At 65.2% G+C, this 23,503-nt stretch carries 15 protein-coding genes and 1 tRNA gene; 7 read left to right on the forward strand and 9 right to left on the reverse strand.

From position 1 onward, the window contains the following. Positions 1-14 precede the first annotated feature (14 nt). Positions 15-1,415, forward strand: coding sequence for a cryptochrome/photolyase family protein (locus tag ACX80A_RS01150; RefSeq protein WP_459257845.1), 1,401 nt, complete (start codon positions 15-17; stop codon positions 1,413-1,415). A gap of 95 nt (positions 1,416-1,510) precedes the next feature. Here ACX80A_RS01150 and ACX80A_RS01155 read toward each other — a convergent pair. The 3 genes from ACX80A_RS01155 to ACX80A_RS01165 form a co-directional block, all read right to left on the reverse strand. Continuing rightward, positions 1,511-1,584 (reverse strand) — tRNA-Met (locus ACX80A_RS01155). 71 nt (positions 1,585-1,655) lie between these two features. Further along, a complete protein-coding gene (locus tag ACX80A_RS01160) occupies positions 1,656-4,691 on the reverse strand; it encodes a UPF0182 family membrane protein (protein WP_459257846.1) in 3,036 nt (1,011 codons plus the stop codon). A gap of 217 nt (positions 4,692-4,908) precedes the next feature. Further along, positions 4,909-6,009, reverse strand: a complete 1,101-nt coding sequence (locus ACX80A_RS01165) for a YlbL family protein (RefSeq protein WP_459257847.1) — start codon at positions 6,007-6,009, stop codon at positions 4,909-4,911. A 303-nt stretch (positions 6,010-6,312) separates the two neighbouring features. Here ACX80A_RS01165 and ACX80A_RS01170 point away from each other — a divergent pair, with 303 nt between their 5' ends. Then, positions 6,313-7,740: a zinc-dependent metalloprotease gene (locus tag ACX80A_RS01170; RefSeq protein ID WP_459257848.1), complete on the forward strand. Its 1,428-nt coding sequence runs from the start codon at positions 6,313-6,315 to the stop codon at positions 7,738-7,740. Then, complete coding sequence (locus tag ACX80A_RS01175; RefSeq protein WP_459257849.1) at positions 7,733-8,776, forward strand: aldo/keto reductase; 1,044 nt, start codon at positions 7,733-7,735, stop codon at positions 8,774-8,776. Before ACX80A_RS01170 ends, ACX80A_RS01175 begins: the two co-directional genes overlap by 8 nt. 15 nt (positions 8,777-8,791) lie before the next feature. On the opposite strand, the gene ACX80A_RS01180 is transcribed toward ACX80A_RS01175, so the two are convergent. The 3 genes from ACX80A_RS01180 to nudC are packed head-to-tail and all read right to left on the reverse strand — an operon-like array spanning position 8,792 to position 12,493. Further along, the gene (locus ACX80A_RS01180; protein ID WP_459257850.1) at positions 8,792-9,394 is read right to left on the reverse strand and encodes a M48 metallopeptidase family protein; all 603 of its coding nucleotides are present in this window, start codon (positions 9,392-9,394) and stop codon (positions 8,792-8,794) included. Positions 9,395-9,413: 19 nt separating this feature from the next. Beyond that, positions 9,414-11,519 carry an ATP-dependent DNA helicase UvrD2 gene (locus tag ACX80A_RS01185; RefSeq protein ID WP_459257851.1) on the reverse strand — a complete coding sequence of 702 codons (2,106 nt, stop codon included), beginning with the start codon at positions 11,517-11,519 and terminating at the stop codon, positions 9,414-9,416. Positions 11,520-11,521: 2 nt separating this feature from the next. Beyond that, entirely contained in the window at positions 11,522-12,493 is a 972-nt protein-coding gene (nudC, locus tag ACX80A_RS01190) for an NAD(+) diphosphatase (RefSeq protein ID WP_459257853.1), read from the reverse strand. Positions 12,494-12,624: 131 nt separating this feature from the next. On the opposite strand from nudC, the gene ACX80A_RS01195 reads away from it, so the two are divergent. Next, positions 12,625-13,665, forward strand: coding sequence for a macrolide 2'-phosphotransferase (locus ACX80A_RS01195; RefSeq protein ID WP_459257854.1), 1,041 nt, complete (start codon positions 12,625-12,627; stop codon positions 13,663-13,665). A gap of 31 nt (positions 13,666-13,696) precedes the next feature. Here ACX80A_RS01195 and ACX80A_RS01200 read toward each other — a convergent pair whose 3' ends face one another. Genes ACX80A_RS01200 through ACX80A_RS01210 form a run of 3 tightly spaced genes read right to left on the reverse strand, consistent with a single transcriptional unit; the run spans position 13,697 to position 20,834 of the window. Then, positions 13,697-17,176 carry an ATP-dependent helicase gene (locus ACX80A_RS01200; protein WP_459257856.1) on the reverse strand — a complete coding sequence of 1,160 codons (3,480 nt, stop codon included), beginning with the start codon at positions 17,174-17,176 and terminating at the stop codon, positions 13,697-13,699. Further along, a complete protein-coding gene (locus tag ACX80A_RS01205; RefSeq protein ID WP_459258340.1) occupies positions 17,173-20,403 on the reverse strand; it encodes an ATP-dependent helicase in 3,231 nt (1,076 codons plus the stop codon). The genes ACX80A_RS01200 and ACX80A_RS01205 overlap by 4 nt, the downstream gene beginning before the upstream one ends. A 2-nt stretch (positions 20,404-20,405) precedes the next feature. Further along, entirely contained in the window at positions 20,406-20,834 is a 429-nt protein-coding gene (locus tag ACX80A_RS01210; RefSeq protein WP_459257857.1) for an MGMT family protein, read from the reverse strand. A gap of 64 nt (positions 20,835-20,898) precedes the next feature. Here ACX80A_RS01210 and ACX80A_RS01215 point away from each other — a divergent pair, with 64 nt between their 5' ends. The 3 genes from ACX80A_RS01215 (at position 20,899) to ACX80A_RS01225 (ending at position 23,502) form a co-directional block, all read left to right on the forward strand. After that, positions 20,899-21,585 carry an exonuclease domain-containing protein gene (locus ACX80A_RS01215; RefSeq protein ID WP_459257858.1) on the forward strand — a complete coding sequence of 229 codons (687 nt, stop codon included), beginning with the start codon at positions 20,899-20,901 and terminating at the stop codon, positions 21,583-21,585. Between the two features lie 196 nt (positions 21,586-21,781). Beyond that, the gene (locus ACX80A_RS01220) at positions 21,782-22,756 is read left to right on the forward strand and encodes a methionine ABC transporter ATP-binding protein (RefSeq protein ID WP_459257860.1); all 975 of its coding nucleotides are present in this window, start codon (positions 21,782-21,784) and stop codon (positions 22,754-22,756) included. After that, entirely contained in the window at positions 22,756-23,502 is a 747-nt protein-coding gene (locus ACX80A_RS01225) for a methionine ABC transporter permease (RefSeq protein WP_459257861.1), read from the forward strand. The genes ACX80A_RS01220 and ACX80A_RS01225 overlap by 1 nt, the downstream gene beginning before the upstream one ends. The last annotated feature ends 1 nt before the right edge of the window (position 23,503 follow it).

Here is a 23,503-nt window from a genome sequence, read left to right on the forward strand (position 1 = left end):
GTAGATTGGCCTCCATGGCACCCACACTTGTATGGCTCCGCGACGACCTTCGACTCAGCGACAACCCAGCGCTGGCCGCAGCGCTCGACGCCGACACCCAGGACCTCATCATCTGCTTCGTGTTCGATGAGGAAAGCCCCGGCGTCCGCCCTTTGGGGGGCGCAACCCGGTGGTGGCTCCACCATTCGCTCACCGCCTTATCCAGCGTCGTCGAAGGGCTCGGCGGGCAGCTCGTGCTGCGCTCGGGCCCGGCTGAAGACGTCATCCGCGGACTCGTGGCAGAGACCGGCGCCGATCGGGTGGTGTGGAACCGCAGGTATGCCTACCCCGAACGTACCATCGATGCCTCGGTGAAATCATGGTGTGCAGACAACGGGGTCGAGGCGACCAGCTATCAGGCCAACCTGCTGTTCGAACCCTGGCAGGTCACCACCGGCGCCGGCGGACCGTACAAGGTGTTCACCCCCTTTTGGCGGGCCTGCCGGGACCAGCCGGAACCCCGGGTTCCGCTGGCGGGCCCTGACCGCCTGGCAGGCCCCACCCTGCCGTCGGAGGACCTCGTATCGTGGGATCTGCTACCGACTACCCCCGACTGGTCCGGTGGACTACAGGACCAGTGGAATCCCGGCGAGGCGGGTGCCTGGGAACGGCTTGACGGGTTCCTCGACGGGTCAGTGGACGGATACGCCAGAAATCGGGATCTACCGGGGGTGGAGGGCACCAGTCGACTGTCGCCCCACCTGCGGTTCGGTGAGATCAGCCCTTTCCAGATCTGGCACGCATCGAAGTCGGCAACCAACGGATCGGTCGCCAACGATATTCGGGTCTTTGGCTCGGAGATAGGCTGGCGGGAATTCTGCTGGCAACTGCTCTTTCACAACCCCGATCTGGCGACCGAAAACTACCGACGGGACTTTGACGGGTTCGCCTGGCAGACCCCGACAACGGGCGAGCTGGGTGCCTGGCAGCGGGGCCGCACCGGCTACCCCTTGGTCGACGCGGGGATGCGCCAACTGTGGGACACCGGGTGGATGCACAACCGGGTGCGGATGGCGACAGCATCGTTCCTCATCAAGAACCTGATGGTGGACTGGCGCGTGGGTGAACAATGGTTCTGGGACACGCTGGTGGATGCCGACTCGGCCAGCAATCCAGCGAACTGGCAATGGGTCGCCGGATCGGGTGCCGATGCCTCCCCCTACTTCAGGATCTTCAACCCCGTGACGCAAAGCAAAAAGTTCGATAAAGAGGGAAAATACCTCAAACGCTTCGTTCCGGAACTCCGGGACGCGGGCAACATCCACGAACCGTGGAAGGACGCTGATGCCCCGGCAGGCTACCCCTCCCCCGTGGTCGACCTGGCCGAAACCCGTGAACGTGCGCTCTCCGCCTATCAGGACCTGCGGGCCCGCTGAGGAGGGCACGCTTTGACCCCGGATCAAAAGCGGGTGCCGCACCGGGCATAAAAAATCCCGGCCAGTGTTTGACACTGGCCGGGATTTTCTTCTCGTTGCGGGGACAGGATTTGAACCTGTGACCTCTGGGTTATGAGCCCAGCGAGCTACCGAACTGCTCCACCCCGCGGCGTAGACTCAACGTTACGGCCCCGGGGTGGATAGTGCAAATCGGTGGGAATCGGGCGGCTAAATGCTGCCCTATTCCCCGGCTGGAGCGGCCCCTGACTGTCGTCCCTCGGCGTCGAGGGCCCGAGCCAGTGCGTCACTCAGGCGGTCCTGAGCTTCGCCGTAGGCTGCGAAGTCGCCATCCGCGAGGGCCTCTTGGCCGTCGAGGATGGCCGTGTTGGCATCCTCCAGGGCGGCCCGGAGATCCGCAGCCGGATCATCGGTGCCACCGGTTGCCGGCTCCGTGGGTGCCTCGGTGGGCGTGTCAGTGGGCTCTCCCTCGGCTGGCTCACCCTCAGCGGGAGGCGCAGCAGGATCAGCGGGTGTCTCGCCGACGTTGTCACTGTCACCCGTGACGGCGCCGGAGTCGCCGCCAAAGACCTGGTCAAGCGCCTCGGCGAGGGTCGGCGCGAAACCAACCTCCTCACCAAAGCTCACCAGCACACGCCGCAGGACCGGGAAGGAGGAGTCGCCGGAGGACTGCACATACACTGGCTGCACGTAGGCGACGCCGCCACCGATGGGCAGTGTCAGCAGGTTACCGCTGATCACTTCAGAGGCACCCTGGCGCAGGAGGTTAAGTTCCTGCGAGACGGTAGTATCCGAGTTGAACAGGTTGGCTGCCTGGCCGGGGCCGACCGCCGAGTCCTGGCCGGACGAATCCAGCAGCCTCAACGTACCGTAGGTGTCAGCCTTGACGCCGTCCTCGCCGGTGCCGGCGTCGCCGTCGGCGGCCAGGAAGCCGTACAACACGTTCCGTGCCTCCTGGCCCGCTGGCACGAACGGGATGAACGGGGTAGTCAGCGAGAAGCTTGCACCCTCCTGTTCAGGCATCTGGAGCGACAGGTAGTACGGGGGCTGCGGAACGCTGATGTCGTCGCCCTCAAGGGTTGGGTCGTTCGGGACGCTCCATGCTTCGTTGTTGCTGTAGAACGGCTCGGTCTCGGTCACGTGGTACCGGGCCAGCAGTTCACGCTGCACCTTGAAGAGATCCTCCGGGTACCTGACGTGCGACATCAGGTCCGAAGACATCTCGCTGTATGGCTGCAGCGACGTCGGGTAGATGTTCTGCCACGCCTTGAGAATCGGGTCCTCCTCATCCCACGCGTACAGGTCGACTGAGCCGTCGTACGCGTCAACGGTTGCCTTGACGGCGTTACGGATGTAGTTCACCTGCTCCGCGGGAAGCGGAGTGGCAAGCCCTTCGGCAGTCAGGGAATCCTGAGTCGCCGACGCCAGTTCCTGCTGCGTCGAGTAGGGGTAATCGGCGGTGGTCGTGTAACCGTCGATGATCCATTTGACCCGGCCGTCGACAATCGCCGGGTAGCTGTTGCCGTCCAGGGTCAGGTAGGGGGCAACCTTCTCAACCCTTTCCACCGGGTCCCGGTCGTAGAAGATCTGGGATTCGCTATTGACCTGATCCGACAACAGGAGGTCGGTGGACTGGAACTTCAGCGCGTAGACCAAGCGGTTGAAGATGTTTCCGACGTCGGGTCCACCGCTGCCCTGGAAGGTGCTGCGCGACTGCTGATCGGATTCTTCGCTCTGCGGACGGTCAATCTCGATGGGGTTCGCTCCCTCGGGTGCTCCCACCACTGAGTAGAGCGGGGACTCCTCGCCGAAGTAAATGCGCGGTTCGTATGTGGACTCGTCACCCAGGGAACCTGTTGAAGGGATCCCTGACTGGATGAAGGTCGGCCGCCCATCCGGTTCCGTAGTCGAGCCGGCGGCGGCAACGATGCCGTAACCGTGCGTGTACAGGACGTGCTCGTTGATCCAGCCTTCCGGCACACCGGCCGTGTTCAGCTCGCGGACGGCGATCACCGTGTCTTCAATCTCGCCGTCAATCTCATACCGGTCCACGTTAAGGGTTTCGGGGAACTGGTAGTACTGGCGGAACTGCTGGAGCTGGCTGAACGCGTCGCTGACCAGGTTCGGGTCCAGCAACCTGATGTTGGCCGTCGTCTCGCCGTCCTCGTTGAGGGCACCCGTTTCAGGGATGTCAGTGGGGTTGTAGGGGCTTACCTCAACCTCGTCCAGCCCGTACGCCGCGCGGGTCTGATCGATATTGCGTTCGATGAACGGTTCTTCCCTGCTGAACTCGGACGGCACCACCTGGAAACGCTGGATCACCCAGGGGTATACACCGCCGGCGAGGATTGCCGTGATAACCAGCATGGCGGTGCCAATGATCGGGAGCCGCCAGCGACCGATCACCGCCGAGACGATGAACAGGACAGCGACGATAATCGCTGCGGCGGCGAGAATCGCTTTGGTGGGGATGACCGCGTTGACGTCGGTGTACAGCGCTCCATCCCAACGTCCGCCGGTGCCGGTCAGGGTGGCGTACCGGTCCAACCAATAGTTCACACCCTGGAGCAGCAGGAAGAGCGCCGCGAGGACCGCGATGTGGATTCGGGCTGCCTTGGAAGTGAAGAGCCCCTTTTCCTCGAGCCGGATACCGCCGTAGAGGTAGTGGGTCAGGAGGCCGGCAATGGCGCTGATGATTACCACGCTGATCAGGAAACCGATCAGGAAGGTCAGGAACGGCAGGGTAAAGACGTAGAAGGCGATATCCAGACCGAACTCGGGGTCCGTCTCGCCGAATGGTTCCTGGTTGAAGAACAACAGCACAGTCTGCCACTGGGAGGCGGCAGCGGTACCGGCGAAGGCTGCGAGCACCACGGGAATGCCTAGCATCAGCAGGCGGCGGATCGGCTCAAGCTGGGCCTGATAGCGGTTCAGATTGTCCTGGACTGCGCTGTCCGGAGCATAGATGGGCCGCGACCGGTAGGCGAGCCGCAGGCTGAAGTACACGCTCAGTCCCATGAGGAGGAATGCTGCGGCGAACAAGCCGATACGTGAAACGTTCTCGGTGACGAAGACTTCGAGGAATCCGAGCTGGTTGTACCAGAGGACATCCGCGTAGACCTGCGAGACGTATACGAAAGCGATGACCAGGATGGCCAGCACCACCAACGTCGGGATCAGCGGGCTACGTCTTCTTGCGCTGGTGGAATTGGGTTGGCTCGGCCTGCTGCCGAACGGCCGGTCTGGTCCGGAAGTCACATTTACCTCATCGTTGGATCCGTTGGAGCACGGAAACCGTGATCACACCGCCCAAATGGGCAGCACTACACGGTTATTCCATGCCTTTCCATTCTGCCTTGAACACGTCTGGGCAGCCCAATTTCGTTCCAGTGCGAGCCTCCAGACGCCAGATCGACATCAAAATGTGTCCAAACTCGACGCTGAGGTGCGCGGGGCTCCACATATTCGGGCTGATTTAGCCAGCTTCACACGTGGGCAGGGTTGAGGCGTCGTCGCCCGCACCGATCGTCCGAACAGCGTTCACGGCGTCGTCGAGAGTTTCCACCCGTACCACCCGGAGCCCGGCCGGTACGTGGCCCACTACTTCGCCGCAGTTGGCTGCCGGGGCAAGGAACACTTCGGCCCCCGACTCCCGCGCGCCGGCAAGTTTCTGCCTGATCCCACCGATCGGTCCCACCTGGCCCGCCGAGTCGATGGTGCCGGTCCCGGCAAAGTGCTTGCCGCCGGTGAGCTCGCCCTCGGTCAGCAGATCGATGATCCCGAGGGCGAACATGGATCCAGCCGAGGGCCCGCCCACATTGTCCAACGCAATGGTGATCTCGAAGGGGAAGGTGAAGTTCGCGACCAGGCCCACCCCGAGCTGAAAGTCTCCGTCCGGCGATTCCTTGGGCGTCACCGCTTCGGTGACCTCACCGCCGTCGCGCACCAACCCGATATCGACCGGTTCCCCGTTCGCGGCGTTCAGGGAGTTCCTAAGGACGCCAATGTTGGTGACGTCGGTTCCATCCACCGAGGTGATCACATCGCCCTCCTCGAGAATTCCTGCCGCGGCAGCGTCGTCGACCAGGCCCGCGACCGAGAGTTCCTCGTCGAAGTCAATGTCCAGGTGTGCCAGCGCTGCAGCAATCGCCGCTTCCTGCGAGGAGGTCATAGCCACAGCGTTCTGCTCCTGAATGTCTTCCTGGGTGACCTCGGGCGGATAGCGCAGCTCGCGTGGTACCACCGATTCGGTTGGATTGAGCCATGCCCTGAACACGTCGAAAATGCCGAGCTGGGTCCCTGGACCGCCAGTGACGTAAACGGTGGTGAGGTCGAGGTCGCCGGACGTGGGGAAGGTCTGCCGCCCCTGCACCTCGATGAGGGGCTGGGAATCGATCTCGCCAATCGTATTGAAGGTTGGTCCCGGCGACTCGACCACGTAGGGAGCGGGCAGCAGGACCGCCGCGGCGCCCAGCAAGAGTGCCAGGAAGCCGGACACCACCATCACGGTGAAACGGGGGTCCCGTTTCGTCCTGGTGGGCGGCGTCGAAAAATCGGCGGGGGTGGGCTGGGTCAACTGGAAACCTTCTCTTGGTCAGACACTGCGCAGGCGCTCCGGTGCGTAGCAATGCTGTGTTTGCGCCGGGCCACGCGCCGTTGAGCTACTCCAGCGTACTTCCTGAGGGCTCCGACGGCACCTATCGGGGATGGCCTTGTCGCTTTGCCCTCAGCGAACGGTCCAGCGCGTTCGGGACATCCTCACTGGACGGCGGGTACCGTGGAAGTGCCAACACGAGTTGTTCAACAGCTGTCGGCGCAGTCCAATTTTTGTGACGACAGCAGCCCATCCCAGCAGCCAATTCCAGGACCGGTGGTAGCAGTGACCTCCAACCCGTCAGATCCGTCGAACGATGACGGCAACACCCCAAAGGACCCCCTCTCCGAGATGCTGGCGCGCCTGATGGGTGGTGGCGCGCAGGGAATGGACCCCCAGGAGCTGGCCAAGGCCGCTGGCCTTCCGTCCGATCCGCAGGCGATGGCGATGATGATGCAGCAGGTTCAGGCAATGTTCGCGGCCCAGAGCGAAGGTCCAGTGAACTGGCAACTCGCCCATGAGCACGCCCGCCGGGTCGCCGCTGCCGACAGCGACCCATCGGTCACCCCGCAGCAGCGCCGTGACGTCGACGAGGCCCTCAGGCTTGCCGAGATGTGGCTTGACCCGGTCACGGACTTCCCCTCCACCAGCACTCTTGGCCGCGCATGGTCCCGGGCCGAATGGGTCGAAGCAACCATGGACACCTGGAAGCGGCTCACCGAGCCCGTGGCGGTGAGCATAGCGAAGGCGTTATCCGATGCCATCACTGAGCAGTTGCCCGTGGAAATGAAGACCATGATGGGCGGCGCGTCGTCGATGTTGCAGAATCTTGGCGGTGCCATGTTCGGCATGCAGCTGGGCCAGGCGGTGGGCGCGCTGTCGAAGGATGTGGTGAGTTCCACCGATATCGGCCTACCTCTGGCTGAGGGTCAGATGGCCCTCCTCCCCGCAAATGTGACGGCGTTCGGCGAAGGCCTGGACATCCCCGTGCAGGAAGTCAGGCTGTTCCTCGCCGTGCGGGAGGCAGCACACACCCGGCTGTTCACCCAGGTGCCGTGGCTTGCGGGCCACCTGCTGAGTGCAGTCGACAGCTATGCACGCGGCATCCACATCGACATGTCCAAGATCGAGGAGGTGGCGCGTGACATTGACCCCTCCAACCCGGAGTCGATGCAGGCGGCGCTCTCCGCGGGAGTGTTCATGCCCGGCCGCACCGCCGAGCAGGACGCGGCGCTGATCCGACTGGAAACAGCACTGGCCCTCGTCGAGGGGTGGGTCGATGAGCTGACCGCCGCCGCTACTGCCAACCTGCCGTCATCGGCCGCGCTGCGGGAAATGGTCCGACGGCGGCGCGCCACCGGCGGCCCAGCCGAACACGCCTTCGCTTCCCTCGTCGGGTTGGAGTTGCGGCCCCGTCGCCTACGCGACGCCGCCGCATTGTGGGCCCATCTGGGGGCCGAGCGGGGCATCGAGGGACGCGACGCCGTGTGGGAACACCCTGACCTGCTGCCAACCGCCGAGGACCTCGACGATCCTCAGGGGTTCAGCCAGCGTCGCCAGCTCGCTGAGTCCTCGGAGTCCGAAGTTGATGCGGCACTGCAGCGGTTGCTGGACGGCGGGTTCGATGAGGTTCCCGAAGCCGACGGGACCCCGGCCGAGGGCGACCCACCCACTGACGACCCCGACCCAGGAAGCAGCAAACCCCATGGTTGAACCGAGCACTTCCCAGCCCACCACCCACCTCGGCCGGACCGGGGTCGAGGTCAGCCGTCTTTGCCTTGGCACCATGATGTTCGGCGACTGGGGCAACAAGGACCACCAGGACTCCATCCGGATTATCCGTCGTGCCATCGATGCGGGTATCAACTTCATCGACAGCGCAGACATCTACGCGTTTGGTGAATCCGAGGAGATTCTCGGCAAGGCGATCGCCGAGCATGGCCGACGTGAGGACCTGGTGATCGCGACCAAGTTTTTCAATGGCATGAAGGAGCAGCCCAACTATCGCGGCGGGTCCCGGCAGTGGATTATGCGCGCAGTCGAGGACTCACTACGGCGGCTGGGCACTGATTACATCGACCTATACCAGATGCACCGCCCAGATGAGCACACTGACATCGACGAAACACTGGGTGCCCTCGATGACCTGGTGCGCCAGGGGAAGGTGCGCTATATCGGGTCCTCAACTTTCCAGCCCTCCCAGGTGGTGGAGGCCCAGTGGGCAGCCCGGCAGTACCATACGGCGCGTTTCGTCACCGAGCAGCCGCCGTACTCGCTGCTCGCGCGCGGGGTCGAGGCGGATCTGCTGCCCACCACCCACCGACACTCAATGGGCACCCTGGTCTGGAGCCCGCTCGCGGGTGGGTGGCTGAGCGGTAAGTACCGGAAAGGTCAGGATCTTCCGGCCACGCGGCGAGGGTCGGACAAGGAACCGTTTGATCTGACGGACCCGGCAACCGCAGCCAAACTTGAGGCAGCCGACCAGCTGGGCAGGCTGGCGGACGACCTCGGGGTACCGCTGGTCCACCTTGCATTGGCTTTCGTACTCCGCCATCCAGGGGTTACCAGCGCCATCATTGGGCCGCGCACGATGGAACAACTTGAATCACAGCTCGGCGCTGCTTCCCTTGAGCTGGACGAGGCGACACTGGACCGGATCGACGAGATTGTTCCGCCCGGCACGAACATTGACCCCAACGACGCCGGGTTCAGCAACTACTGGCTCACCACTGACCAGCGCCGCCGCTAGCTGGTGGTCCGCTGCTCAAGTCAGGTCGCGGCCAGCCAGTCCATGGTTGGCCGCGAACGCCACCCCGGCGAGGAACGATTTGGCCGACTCCGTCTGCGGGTACGACTCCAGCAGCCGCCAGAACGAACGGTTGTGCGACGGCTCGATCAGGTGTGCCATCTCGTGCAGAATAACGTAATTCACCACCCAGTCGGGCATGCCCTGCAGCTTGTGTGACAGCCGGATGGTCCTGCGCGACGGCGTTGCCGAGGCCCAGCGGGAGTTTTGGTTGGTGACCCAGCCGATGCTCACCGGCTGTCCCCGTCCGGCCAGGTAATCCTGGGAAAGGGTGGTGGCACGCTGCAGGAGCCCGTCGACCGGCCCGGCGTCTCCCGGACCGTTTGCCCGGCGGGCCGCCTGCTGGTACTTGGACTGGAGCTTGGTGACCATGCGGTGCACCCAGTCCCGTTCCTGTGCCGCTGTGAAGTGGGCTGGGATGGAGACGACGACGACGCCATCGCGCAGGTCCGCGCTCACGGTCCGCCTGCGCCTGGCGGATCGTCTGACCTCGACCGGTGGATCGGCGCCGAGCAGTCCAGGGGCGCCGATGGCCTGATTACTCCTGGCGGGTTCGATCATCTCGGGGCTCTCCCTTCAGCTATTCACTGCCGGCGATGATCGACAGGACCGATTCGCCATACTTCTCAAGTTTCGACGGACCAATGCCAGCCAGCCCGCCCAGCTGCTCGATAGTGGTGGGTCGCGCTTCAGCGATCGCCACGAGGGTGGCGTCGGTGAACACGACGAACGCGGGCACGTCATTTTCCCGGGCTTGTTCCAAACGCCACTCCCGCAGCGCCTCAAAAGTGGCTTCCTGGTACGTCGCCGGGCAGTCGGCGCAGCGCCCAATCTTGCGCTCGGACCCGGAACCCAGGACTTTCCCGCACACCCGGCAGGTGGACGGAGCCGACACCTTACGGCCCTGCCGGACCTTCGGGCTCCTGAAGGCCCGGTCGCCGTCGGCCGCCGGGCGCAGACCGTCGAGGAACCGGGTCGGCTTGCGGCTGGCCCTCCCCCCCGGGGTGCGCGCCGTGGACCACGACAGCGCAAGATGCTCCCGCGCCCGGGTGATGCCGACATAGAGGAGCCTGCGTTCCTCATCGACAGCCTCGGGCGTGTCAGCGAACGAGATCGGCATTAGCCCTTCGCTGAGCCCCACCAGGAACACAGCATCCCATTCGAGCCCCTTGGCCGCGTGGAGTGAGGCGAGGGTAACGCCCTGCACCGTTGGTGCGTGCTGGGCGGCGGCCCGCTCCTCAAGTTCTGCCACGAAATCCTGCAGGGTGAATCCGTCGGCTGCCCGGGAAGCGCTCAACTCATCGGCCAGGGCGACCAGGGCGGCGAGGGATTCCCACTTTTCCCGGACGGCACCGGAACTGCCGGGTGCGACCGGGGTGTACCCAAGGCTCGCCAGGATGTCCCGTACCAACTGGGGGACATCGTCGGAGCCGGCTGCCCGGGCCCCGGCCCGCAACTGAAGCAGCGAATCCCTCACCTCGCGCCGGGTGAAGAACCGTTCACCGCCTCGGAGCTGATATCCAATCCCCGCACTGGCCAGAGCCTGCTCATAGGCCGCCGACTGACCATTAGTGCGGTAAAGGATGGCAATCTCGCTGGCCAGCACCCCGTGGTCCAGCAGCTGAGTGATCCGTCGTGCCGCCTCGGCCGCCTCAGCTTCATCGTCGCTGCACTCGGTAAATGACGGTTCCGGGCCGGTGGGGCGCTGCGCGATCAGTTCCAGCGGGGTCGACCAGCTCGTCGAGCCGGGGTGACGGCCGGTCTCGGCGGTTCGGGCGGCGAGCAGGTTATTGGCGAGTCGGACCACCTGCGGCGTTGATCGGTAGTCGCGGACCAGGCGGACCACCTGGGCGCCTTCGTAGCGGCCGGTGAAGTCGAGCAGGTGCCGCGAGGTGGCTCCGGTAAACGAATAGATCGTCTGGCTGGCGTCACCCACGACGCACAGTTCGTTCCGATCCCCCAGCCACAGGTCCAGTAACCGCTGCTGCAACGGCGAAACATCCTGGTACTCATCGACGACAAAGTGGCGGTACTGGGCTCGCACCGTGGCAGCGACTTTTTCGTCTTCCTGCAGAATGCCCACGGTGATCAGTAGTACGTCCTCGAAGTCAATGACGTTGCGGTCAAGCTTCAGATCCTCGTAGCCGGCGAAGATGCGGGCCACAGTGGTGAGGTCCATTCCGGCGGGTTCCGCCCGGCCGGCCGCTGCCGCGGTGTACCGCTCCGGGGTGAGCATCGACACCTTCGCCCATTCAATCTCGGCGGCGACATCCCTGATGGCTGCCCGGTCGGTCGACAGGCGCAGCCGTCTCGACGCCTCAGCGATGAGCTGGGCCTTGTGATCCACGAGAGCTGGAAGGGGTCCACCCACGGCTTGCGGCCAGAAGTACTGCAACTGCCGCAGCGCTGCTGCGTGGAAGGTGCGCGCCTGGACGCCCTGGGCGGACAGATCACGAAGCCGGGTACGCATCTCGGCGGCGGCGCGGGCCGTGAAGGTGACAGCAAGTACCTGCTGCGGTTTGTAGACACCCGTGTGGACGCCGTAGGCGATCCGGTGGGTAATGGCCCTGGTCTTGCCGGTCCCCGCGCCGGCCAGCACGCACAGTGGTCCGGTCAGGGTGGAGGCGACAGTGCGCTGTTCGTCGTCGAGGCCTGCCAGGATCCTTTCTTCGAGCGTTGTTTCCATTCCTATGGCCGGCCCTCCGCGGGTGCCACGTCGAGCGGCCCGCCATACCAGTGCTCGATCAGGGCCCGGGACACCGATGCTCCGGTGGGGACTGTGATCTCACCGTCCCGCACCGCGGCGGCAAGCTCAGCACGGGTGAACCACCTCACGTCCAGGATTTCCACGCCGTCGGGAACCTGATTGGTGTTCACGGCGGTGGCAATGAACCCAAGCATTAGAGACGCGGGGAACGGCCACGGCTGCGAGCCGAGGTATTGCGGCGAGTGAACATCGATCCCCGATTCTTCGGCGACTTCGCGGATCACAGCCGCCTCAAGTGATTCGCCGGGTTCAACGAAACCGGCGAGGGTGGAGAACCGGCCCTCGGGCCATGCGGCCGCCGATCCCAGGAGGAGCCGGTCGTCGTCGTCAACCACCGCCACGATGATGGCCGGATCGGTCCGGGGGTAGTGGTCGGATCCGTCGGCGGGACATCTACGGACCCAGCCTCCCTCGACAACCTCGGTCAGGGTCCCGCACCGGGGGCAATACGTGTGCTTGGCGTGCCAGTTGGCGACGGCGGCGGCCTGGACGAAAATGCCAGCGTCCCGGTCCGAAAGAGCTGTCGCCGCGTCACGGAGCCCCAGCCAGGCCTCGTCCACACGGATCGCCGTGTCCACAGCGTCCAGGATTGCCAGGAAAATATGGCTGCCGGCGGGAACGCCAGCATGGTCAGGATCGTCGGCGAGCGTCTTTCCGAGATAGATGGGTGTCTCCGGACGATCGATCGTGGCCGAATCGACGAGCAGCAGTGAACCATCGATAATTGGGGACCGCCCGTGGGCGATGAACATCACACGCGTCGTCGGAGTCCCCCACAGCTCATCTAGGAGCTCTGGGCTGGAGCGCAGGGCCCCTCCCCGGTCCAGCGCCACCCGCGCCATGGGCAGGGACCCGAACGACTGACAGGCCGGAATCCGTAGGGTTTCACTCATGGTTCTACGGTACGTTCTCGCTCCCCCAAAACACATTTCAGCTCCCGTTTAGGGGGGCCAGACGGCAGCTTCTGGCGACTCGCCGACCGGCAACGGCCCATTCTGGGAAGGACAGCCCTACCGTTGAGGATGTGAAACGGACACCCATGGAACTCGCCGCGATTGCCAGCGCCGCCGTACCCGGGCTCACCCCTACCGGGGTGGCGGGCGTCCCTGATGATGCCGCTGACTTTGAATCGGCGCTGCTGGTCGATGACTCAGGGAAGCAGTGGCGCGTGCGGTCCCCCAAACACCCCGATGCGTCGCTGCGACTCGAAACCGAGCTGCAAGCCTTGAAGGCGTTCACCCCGGCAATCAGGGCAGAGTTGCCTTTCTTGGTGCCCCACATCGCCGGAACGCTGCGTCAGGGCGAGCTGTGCACTTTTGTTTACGCCCATCTTGCAGGCTCGCCGCGCGAGCTGGATGACCTCGCCGCCGGTGGCAGCGGACTGGCAACAGAACTAGGCAAAATGCTTGCCGCCATTCACGAACTGCCGCCGCTTCTGGTCCACAACGCTGACCTGCCCAGTTACGAAGCGAACGAGTTCAGGCAGCGCAAACTAAACGAATTGGATCAGGCTGCCATCACGGGCCGGATCCCCGCGCACCTCCTGCGGCGGTGGGAGCATGCGTTGGAAGATGTCACCCTGTGGCGGTTCCATCCGACGGTGGTCCACGGAGACCTTCACGAAGACAGCCTGCTGATCTCAGCCGGACGGGTCACCGCCGTCACTGGTTGGACCGACCTTCGGGTGGGCGACCCTGCCGACGACTTCGCGTGGCTGTTGGCCGCTACCAACCCGAGGTTCGCCGACGACGTCCACAAGGCCTACGTCCTGGCGCGGGCCGAGGCCGCCGACCCGCACCTCATGCGCCGTGCAGCGTTAGCCGCCGAGTTCGCCCTGGCGCAGTGGCTGGTGCGGGGCGTGGCAATGGACAACGCCGAGATGATCGCCGAAGCCGAGGACATGATGGCTTCACTCGACCGGGATCTGCAGGCCGAAGAGGCAGCGGCTGCCGAGTACCAGGCTGCCCACGCCGAAGCTGACGACGACGCCCCCGAGGAAGCCGTCAGCGAACCGGCCACCGACGACGCCGAGACGTCTTCGCTGCCCATCATCAAGTCCAGCTAGGCGCGGGACCGGCTCACCGGCGATCCTCCGCTTAAGCCGTCGCCCTCCTGATGATCTCCTCCAGCCCGGCCTCGGTGGCCAGATTGTGCGGCCGGATCACGGTGTCGGTGCTGGCATAGTAGAACGCAGCCTGGACCGAGTCCAGTGGAACGTCCTTCAACCGGGCCCAGGCTAGCCGGTAGACGGCAAGCTGGACCGACCGCACAGCGAGTTTGTGGCGCGACGGTGGTGTGCCGGTCTTCCAGTCGACCAGTTCCCACCGGCCGTCGTCATCCCTGAATACGGCATCGATGCGGCCACGCACCACCAGGGCACCCACCCGCGTTTCGATGGGTACTTCCAGCTCCACTGGAACACGGTGCGCCCAGACCGACCCTTTGAAGGTGTCAATCATGCTCTCGAGGTCGAGGGCCTCGTCAATATGGGAGTCGGCCCCGGGAGTCTCGCCCAGATCCAGCATCCCGCTGGTGCCGTAGAACTCCTCGATCCACGAGTGGAAAGCTGTGCCACGGCGGGCCGCCATTCCGGGGCGCCGCGGCACCGGTCGGCGGAGCTGACGTGCCACGGCGGCGGGATCGTCGGAGAGCTCAACAAGGAGGGAAGCCGAGATGTGGGCGGGAAGCTCCACCTTCGGGTTCTCCACGCGCCGCGAATGCCGTGCCAGCGCCAGTCGCGTCTCCTCATCCCACCGTCCGCGCCGGACGGGCGCCGCATCGGGATCCTGGGCGTCGGACTCGGTGCCGAGGCTCGCTGCCGCAAGGAGGACCGCCGCGGCGGCTGACTCGATACCGGTGCGGCGGTCGCGCAGCGGGTCAACAGGCCAGGCCGCCCGGGCTTCGACGGCGTTAGCCGGGTTGGTGTCCCCTTCGCCTTCCTCGGGCAGCCACTGCAGGACGGTAAAGCCCGGCTCGTGGTGCTCAGCGAGTTCCCTCAGCTCGGTCAGGTAGGTCGATGGCGGAGTCGGCTTGGTTCGGCCACCGCCCCAGGCCGCTGAGGTGCACACCAGCACGTGTTTGGCACGGGTGAACGCGACGTAGGCGAGACGGCGTTCCTCCCGCTCCGCGTGGTAGCGGGCCTCCGAGGTAAATGTCTTCTCGCTGGCAATCCAGGAGACCTGATCCGGCTGCTCCCAGTCCCAGTGGGGGAGTTCGCCGGCATCGCCGCGCAGGTTCCAGGGGATGGCCGAGTCGCCGCTGCTCCATCGGGAGTCGGACCCGCTGGGGAAGGCCCCTTCGTTGAGTCCGGGGACAGCCACAATGTCCCATTCCAACCCCTTTGCCGCATGCACGGTCAGGAGTTGCACGGCGTCGCGATTGGTTTCCAGCGCGGTCACCGGGAGCCCATCCTCCTCATTGTCCGCTGCCTCAAGCCATGCCAGGAACGCGGCTAGATCCACGCGTTCGGCGGTGGAGCTGAACCCGGCTACGGCATCCACAAACGCGTCCAGGTTTCGCCTGGCCTCGTGAATGCCGACCTGGGGTTTGGCTGCCACCTCGATGTCAAGAAGAATCCTGCGTTCCACCTCATTGATCAGCGTGGTGAGGTCATCGCCGACGAAATCCCTGAGCCCCCGCAGCTCATCCCGGAGTTGCAACAACCGGGCCCGTCCTTCAGCACTGAGCTGACGACCGCTCCTGGACCTCCAGTCCGGAGGCGGAAGCTGGTCAACCGCCTCGACCAGACTGCCCGACTCTACTGTGTCAGGCTCCACTGTGTCAGGCACGATCGCCGCCGGGGCGGCCAGGTCGGTGTCCAGCGGCTGCTCTGGACCCAAGCCGGGACCCAGGACTGATCCGGACTCTGATCCGGGTTCCGTCTCTCTGCCGGATGCCAGCCACGCCCGGCGTTGGGCCAGGTGCCGCGACCAGTCGCCCAGTGCCATGATGTCCGCCGGACCAATCCGCCACCGGGCGCCAGCAAGCAGACGCAGCAGGGAATCGGACCGGTCCGGGTCCCCGAGCACTCTCAACACGGCCAGCAGTTCAACAATCTCGGGGGTCCTGAGCAGGCCGCCGAGACCGACGATCTGCACCGGAACACCCCGCTGTTCGAGCTCCCTGCGAATGGATTCAAATTGTCGTCTCCCCCGACACAGCACTGCCACGGTCGGTTTGAGCCGCCTGCCTTCCGAGCCCCGCTCGAAGCCGCGCCGCCGGTGCTGCTCCACCTGATCCGCCAGGATAGCTGCCTCACCCGGGACGGTCCCACCGTCTCTACTGACCGTTGCTTCGCTGAGGAAGCGCCCAAGATAGACCTCGCCCACCCCGGCCCGGGGTTTGGGCTCAAGCGGTGGAACGACCAGGTCGGTGGTCCGTAACCAGCCCGGCGGCCGGTTCAGCTCCGCGGCGACGGCGTTGGCTGCGGCGAGGATGCTGGTGCCGTTCCGCCAGGCAATAGACAGATTAGCCACCGGCGACGGTCGCAAGCCTTCCTCGAGTGTCAGGGGGAACGTGGTGCGGAACGTGCCGAGCTGCCCGGCTGACGCTCCCCGGAATCCGTAGATCGACTGGTGCGGGTCCCCCACCGCGGTAACTGCCCGACCATCGCCGAACAGCTTCGAGAACAGCACCATCTGGGCGAAGGAGGTGTCCTGAAACTCGTCGAGGAGGACCACCCGGTATTTCTGGCGCTCCAGCTCAACCGCTTCGGGCACGTCGGTGACGATCCTTGCTGCGAGCGCAACGAGATCGCCGAAGTCGAGCTGCCGCCGGGAGTGTTTGGCGTCGGAATAGTGTTCAACCAGCTCCGTGATGGTGATGCGGGTGCGTAGTTTGTCCAGCATCTTGGCCACCGACTGCGCCGGACGGCGGGATGTCCCCGCAGCGTATTCCAGGGCGCTGACTGCCGAAATGTGTTCTCTCAGTACCGCCCGTACTTCCCCCGGGGTCACCAGGTGTTCGGCACACTCCCCGGCCATCGTCAGAACAGCCTTCACCAGGGTGGACTTTGCAGCACTGAAGTGCTCCCACTCGCCCTCGTACGCCTCAACGACCGTGCTGGATAGTTGCCAGGCCTGGGCGGCCCCCAGCAGCACGGAGTCGCGCTCGACGCCGATCCGCAATCCATAGTCCTGCACGATGGCGTTCGCGTAGGAGTGATAGGTGGATACGCTCGGGTCAAGCCTGCCGCCAGCGTCTTCCTCGTGTCCTGCCGCCGCCAGCGCCGGGTACAGCGCAGCGAGTTGCTGATGGATCCGGGTGGACAGCTCCCCTGCCGCTTTCCTGGTGAACGTCACCCCCAGAATCTGCTCCGGCCGGACCAGGGCGTTGGCCACCAGCCAGACCACCCGATCGGCCATGGTCTTGGTTTTTCCCGACCCAGCGCCCGCAATCACCAGTAATGGCTCCAGCGGAGCCTCAATGATGGTGATCTGGTCCGGGGTCGGGTATTGGACCGGAGTCGCTGGGTCCCCGTGCAGCAGCTCGGCGAGCTCGCGGGCGGAGTACCGTGGGGCTGGCGGCCCCGCGATCTGGGCTGCTCCTGCCGTACCGGATTCGGTGGTGGTGGTCATTCGGTCACCTGCCGGCCTTCTGGGCACAGCGGACAGATCTCCGGGAGCCGGCATCCTGATCCGGCGTGTCCGGAGCGCTTCGGATCGTGGACTGTATCGAACTGTGCTGCGGACATCAGGCGAGCCGCCTCCTCAATCATGTCCCGCGCCCACCGGTCGGCGGCGGCAAGGGGTGGTTGTTGCTGGACTCCTGCTTCTTTTCGGGTGGTCCCGAGCTGCACCAGTGCGGCTCCGCCTGATCCCGTGGGCTCCCCATCGGTCAGGGCGCCCTCCGTCACTGCCACCTGGTAGGCCGCCAGTTGCGGATGTCGATCGAGGTCTGCCAGGGGCGGCGAGGATTTGCCGGTCTTGAGGTCGACAATGACCAGCCGGCCTTCGCCGTCTATTTCCAACCGGTCAATTTGTCCCCGTAGCCGTGCCACCCGTGAGCCCTCCCCCACTGGCACCTCAAGCTCAACCTCGAAGTCGACCTCGGTGCCGAGTAGCGACCGTCCGTCCTGTCGCATGGAAATAACGTATCCGGCCAGTTTTCGGACCATCTGTTCCGCGCGCTGGAAATCAATCAGTCCTTCCCAGTTGTCCTTCATCCCCAGCGAGGGCCAGCGCCGTTGCAGCTCTTCGACGTACTGGCTTCCGGTGGCATCGGGGAGGTCCTGGGCAATGCCATGCACGAGCGTACCCAGCGAGCGGGCGAAGTCCGTGGTGGGTTCACCGCCCACCGCTGAGACAAACCAGTTCAAGGGTGATTTCAGGACGGCGTCGACCTTCGACGGCGATACCGGAATGGGCTGCTCCGGTGGCACTACAGGTGCACTGGAAGACAGCTCATGGAGACCCCACCAGCCCCGCGGGTGCGCCCCCGGCACCTCGGGCGAGTGATTGACCATGGCCCCCAGGTGACGGGTCGCCTCGCGTGAGAGTTCGGGGAACGTAGCCGACTGCTGAGCGTACTTCCTGAGCTCAGCCACTAGCGCCCGAAGCGTCAGCGGCCGTTGCACCTCGGTACGCACGCGTTCCAGCTGCCCCGGCGGCAGGGGATCCACCAGGTCGAGGAACGGTGATGGCTGGGCCTCATCCGACGCGACGGCGCAGCAAATGAGTTCTTCGCCCGCCCGCGACACTGCTACCGAAAAACTTCTCAATTCATCGAAGCGGATGTCCTGCATCAGGATCAGGGGGTCACGATGGCGCCGGAAATCTGTGCCGTGGTCCATCAAGGCCGTTAATTCACTTGATCCCAGCAGCTCCCCACGGAGACGCAGGTTTGGCCAGATTCCCTCCTGGATCCCTGCCACAATGACCACGGGCCATTGACGGCCGGAGGCACTGGCCGGGGTCAGCAACGCCACCGACTCCTGGTGCTGGGCCCGCGGCGCCAGGGTATCCATGGGAAGTTCCTGATTGGTCAGGTACTCGAGGAACCGGGCCGGCGGCGCCCCCGGCACCTGGTCGACAAACCTCTCGGCGGTCTGGAACAGGGCGACCACCGCATCGAGATCCCGGTCCGCCCGAACCGATGATGCGCCGTCGGCGACGGCCGAGTCGGCCCATTTAGTGGACCATCCCGAGGCTTCCCAGAGCGCCCACAACACCGTCTCGGGGTTGGCCCCCGGTGCCGCCAGCGCCGACTCTCCCGCTGAGATCATCCGGGCTATCCGGCGCGCCGCGGTGCCGCCCTGCATCCCAGCTCCGATTGGTGACGGGTCGGTGAGCGCCTCCACCAGCAGTTCGTCGCTGGTACGCCCGCGTCCGGCGGCCAGTTCCGCCTGCCGGAGACCCTGACGCAGGCGTCGGAGCTCAAGCGTTCCCGCGCCTCCCATCCGCGATGACAGTAGCGATACAGCCAATCCGGCGTCGAGGTCGAGCTGGCCCAGGACCACCCCGAAGATATCCAGCAGGGGCCTCACCGCTGGTTCATCCCGGATGGCCCGTTCGGCCACCGGAACATTGACGGCAATGCCCTGGCCTGTCAGGTACCGCTGCAACTCAGCCACCTGGGCACCAGTCCGCACAATTACTGCGATATCGGCAAGGCTCCGTCCACCGAAAAGTTGTGCTTCCAGGACGCGCTGTGCAACATAGCGCAGCTCATGGAACGAGGAGTCGACCAGATGCGCTGAGACGACGCCCGCCCGCGGCTGGGGATCTGGTTCATGCTCGGGTGGTGCAAGGGCCCGGTATACCGGTGCACCTCCGACCACCGAGATTCGCGAGGCAACGTTCTGCCAGGCATCCGCCAGGGGTCCGGATAGCCGGTACGAGTCGGTCAGTGCAACCGTCTGCAGCTCCGTGGTGACGGCGAGCTCTCGCTCCAGCCGGCCCGTGAGCTCGGGGCGGGCGCCCCGGAAACCATGCACCACGGTGTCCGGGCAGGACGCTACCAACACGTCCCTGTCCCTGCCCAGCAGGGTGAGTAGAGCATGGACCGCCGCATTGGATTCCTGATAGTCATCCACCAGGATCAACTGCAACCGGGACCGCTCCTGAGCCAGAAACTCCTCATCAAACTCCAGGAGGTGTCTGGCGGCAGTCAGGACTCCCGCCGGGTCGAAGGCCTCGGGCATCCGCAGATCCAGCACATCACGGTACTCCTGATATAGCTGTGCGCCGGCGGTCCAGTCGGGACGGTCGAAGCGCGCCCCCAGCTCGGCCAGCTCGGCGGGTGGCATTCCGTACTCGCTGACGCGGTCGAAGAGCTCCCGCACCTCCTGCCGAAAACCCCGGGTCCCCAGGGCAAGGCTTAGCCCCTCGGGCCAGCCGAGCGGTGTCGCGCCGGGCCGGTTGTGCCCGTCCAGGAGTTCCTTGATGATCAGGTCCTGTTCCGCCCCGGAGAGCAGCCGGGGACTGCGGATCAGCTCGGGCATCCGACCCTCGATCCGTGCCCTGCGGATCAGGTCGAACGCGTAGGACGCCCAGGTCCGTGCCGGCGCGGCACTGAGGCTACGGTTCAACCGGGTGGTCAGGGCGTCACGGAGCCGGGCTGCGCCGAGCCGCGATGGAGCCAGCACCAGTACGGCGGATGGATCAAGGCCTTCCTCGTTGATCCGCCGCACCGCTGCCTCAATCAACACGGTTGACTTGCCGGTGCCGGGACCGCCCAGTACCAGCACCGGTCCACTGCCCGCCCCGAGCTCAACCACCCTGCGCTGCCCAGCGCTGAGTCGCGGCGCAGTTGGAGCGGGCAGCCCGCTCGCAGGATCAGCTGCAGCGAACAATCGCGGTTTCATACTCATGCGCTAAGACCATCATGGGGGTCCGACATTGTGCTCGGGAGCCCGGAGATCTCGGCCAGCCGCGAGCGGATCCCGTCGAGGATCGCCCGCTGCGCAACCGTGGGATTCCAGCGTGCAGCGCCCATATCGATGGTGTATCCGTCTTCCAGAGAGGTGAGGTTCCTGGTGTGCCCGCGCGTGCGCAGGGGCGTTCCTTCGGCTTCGTACAGCGGGGCCGCCCTGGCACTGTGGCCCGCCGGTGGCAGCCCGCTGGCGCGTACCACCCGCCACCAGGGTGTTCCCTCGCTGGCCCGGGACATGGCCGCACCGATCTGGCGGGGCCCGGACGTTTCAAGGAGTTCGGCGATGTCGCCGTAGGACAGCACCAGGCCGTTGGGAATCAGCCCTGCCACCTCATAAACCGCCTCGGCGAAATCCTCACGCATGAATTCCAGCCTAGCCGGACGGACCTCCCGCGAAATGTCGGAGCCAACGGATAGCGTCGAAGCTATGGATAGCTGGCATAACCACCCCCGCGCGGCCTTCGACCTTGAGACCACCGGCCGGGATCCGTTGGAGGCGCGAATCGTGACCGCCTCACTACTGCTTGTCGACGCCGACGGTGCGGTCCTTGAGCAGCATGAGTGGCTCGCCGACCCGGGGATTGATATTCCCACCGAGGCAGCAGCAATCCATGGTGTCAGTACCGAACGGGCCCGGCGCGATGGCCAGCCCGTGGACCGCGTTGTGCGCGAGCTTGCCGCTGTCCTCAGCCGGCTGTTCGCGGCGGGAGTTCCGGTCCTCGCGTTCAACGCCCGCTATGACTTCACCGTGTTGGCCAGCGAAGGGGCACGGCATTCGGTGCCGGTACCCCACCCCTTCCCCGTCCTCGATCCGTACATCATGGACAAACAGGCTGACCGCTTTCGGCGCGGAAAACGAACCCTGACAGCCATGTGCGAGCACTACGGCGTCGTGTTCGAGAACGCCCACACCTCGGCCGCCGACGTGCTGGCCACCCTGCAGGTGGCCGCGGTCCTCGCCGAACGGTTTCCGCACCTGCAGCATCCGGCCGGGGTGCTGCACGCCTCGCAGGTGGTGTGGGCAGCCCGGCAAGCCGCAAGCTTCCAGGATTACCTGCGCCGCGAGGACCCGGCGGCAGTCGTCGAAGGGCGCTGGCCCGCCATCGCCTCCTAACAAGGCGGGCGGGCCCGGTCGTAGATTCTTCGATCTACCGCCGGGAAACGTCGCGGTGGGACCACTGGCGTGATGCTGAGCACTAAAGTTCAGTCACTTCTTTCATGCGTGTCAAGATGGCTTAGGCGCAGGCCAGTGCGCCCGTGAGCTGTGATGCGTCGAATCATCCGGCCGGCTCCAGCAACCGTGAGGGACCATGATCACCGTTTCCGACCTGCGCAAAACCTACCGACAGGGCGCTCGCACCATCACCGCGTTGGATGGCGTGAGCCTGACCGTGCCGCGCGGGTCGATCCATGGCATCATCGGCCATTCCGGAGCGGGGAAGTCCACGCTCGTCCGTTGCCTGACCCTGCTCGATCGTCCCAGCTCGGGGTCGGTCACCATTGATGGGCGGCAGCTCACCGCTGTGAAGGATTCCGAGATCCGGACGGCCCGCCGACGGATCGGTATGGTGTTCCAGCATGCCAACCTGATGGATTCCCGCACCGCCGCACAGAACGTCGCGCACCCATTGGAGCTGGTGAAGACACCCAAGGCGGACATCACGTCGACTGTGGCACGGCTCCTTGACCTGGTGGGCCTGGCCGGGTTCGCTGACGCGTATCCTTCGCAGCTGTCGGGTGGCCAGAAGCAGCGGGTCGGTATTGCCCGCGCCCTGGCGTCGGATCCAGATGTGCTGCTTTGTGATGAACCGACCTCGGCGCTGGACCCCACCACCACCGATGACATTCTGGACCTGATCCACCATCTCACTGACACGCTGGGGTTGACCGTGCTGATCATTACCCACGAGATGAATGTGGTGAAGCGAATCTGCGATTCGGTGTCCCTGCTGGAAGACGGCAGGGTCGTCGAACATGGCCGGCTGGAGGACGTCGCCGCCAAGTTGGACGGCAAGCTGTCCCAGGCGTTGCTGCCGCTGCCCGCCCACATCCCCGGTCCGTTGCCGGCTCTCGAGCTGCTGCTCGCCGGGGACGTCGCGTCCGGTCCGGTCCTGTCCGATCTTGGACGCCGCTTCGATCTCAGCATCAACGTCCTGGCTGGCAGCGTTGAAAACCTCGCCGACCGCCGGTTTGGCCGCTTGCGCATCGAGGTTGGGGAACCGGCACCAGTCGATGACATGCTGCAGTACCTGCAGTCCCGCGGCGTAGCGGCGAAGGTGGCGTAGTGGATTTCCTCGATCAGCTGTTCACCAACCCCGGTATTACCCGTGCGTTGCCCGAAGAATTTGCCGCTACGCTGCAGATGGTTGGCATCTCGGGCCTCTTCACCCTGCTGATTGGCTTGCCGCTGGGAGTGTTCCTCTCCACCAGCGCCCCCGACGGGCTGCGACCGATGCCGGTGACCAACAAGGTGATCAGCGGCGTCGTCGTCAATATCACCCGATCCATCCCGTTCGCCATCCTGATGGTGTCCCTGATTCCCCTGGCCCGGCTCCTGACCGGAACCTCGATCGGGCCGATCGCGGCGTCGGTGTCCCTGAGCATCGGCGCGATCCCGTTCTTCGCCCGGCTGGTGGAGACCTCCCTCCGCGATGTCAGCTCGGGCAAGGTCGACGCCGCCCTGGTGATGGGCTCGACCCGGTTACAGGTGGTTACCAAGGTACTGCTTCGCGAGGCACTTCCCGGTCTGATCGCCGCCTTCACGACGACGCTCGTCACCCTGGTGGGCTACTCCGCCATGGCAGGCATCATCGGCGGCGGCGGGCTCGGCCGGCTCGCCTACAACTACGGTCTGCAGCGCTTCGACACCACGGTCATGGTGGTGGTGATCGTCATCATTGTGCTCATCGTGCAGGCTATCCAGCTCGTTGGCGACTGGGCAGCCCGCCGGGTCGACCACCGGTCGGCGGCTACCGCCGGGCGGGGCCGTGGGCTCCGCCGCCGCACCACTCCCCAGGTGGTTGGCAGCTAGC

It is taken from the genome of Arthrobacter sp. TMN-50 (genome assembly GCF_054511125.1).

Excerpts from the sequence above, each read along its gene's own strand:
- ACX80A_RS01150 (WP_459257845.1), top strand. The coding sequence starts at position 15 with ATGGCACCCACACTTGTATGGCTCCGCGACGACCTTCGACTCAGCGAC.
- ACX80A_RS01175 (WP_459257849.1), top strand. The coding sequence starts at position 7,733 with ATGGTTGAACCGAGCACTTCCCAGCCCACCACCCACCTCGGCCGGACC.
- ACX80A_RS01180 (WP_459257850.1), bottom strand. The coding sequence starts at position 9,394 with ATGATCGAACCCGCCAGGAGTAATCAGGCCATCGGCGCCCCTGGACTG.
- ACX80A_RS01185 (WP_459257851.1), bottom strand. The coding sequence starts at position 11,519 with ATGGAAACAACGCTCGAAGAAAGGATCCTGGCAGGCCTCGACGACGAA.
- nudC (WP_459257853.1), bottom strand. The coding sequence starts at position 12,493 with ATGAGTGAAACCCTACGGATTCCGGCCTGTCAGTCGTTCGGGTCCCTG.
- ACX80A_RS01200 (WP_459257856.1), bottom strand. The coding sequence starts at position 17,176 with ATGACCACCACCACCGAATCCGGTACGGCAGGAGCAGCCCAGATCGCG.
- ACX80A_RS01205 (WP_459258340.1), bottom strand. The coding sequence starts at position 20,403 with ATGAAACCGCGATTGTTCGCTGCAGCTGATCCTGCGAGCGGGCTGCCC.
- ACX80A_RS01210 (WP_459257857.1), bottom strand. The coding sequence starts at position 20,834 with ATGCGTGAGGATTTCGCCGAGGCGGTTTATGAGGTGGCAGGGCTGATT.
- ACX80A_RS01215 (WP_459257858.1), top strand. The coding sequence starts at position 20,899 with ATGGATAGCTGGCATAACCACCCCCGCGCGGCCTTCGACCTTGAGACC.
- ACX80A_RS01220 (WP_459257860.1), top strand. The coding sequence starts at position 21,782 with ATGATCACCGTTTCCGACCTGCGCAAAACCTACCGACAGGGCGCTCGC.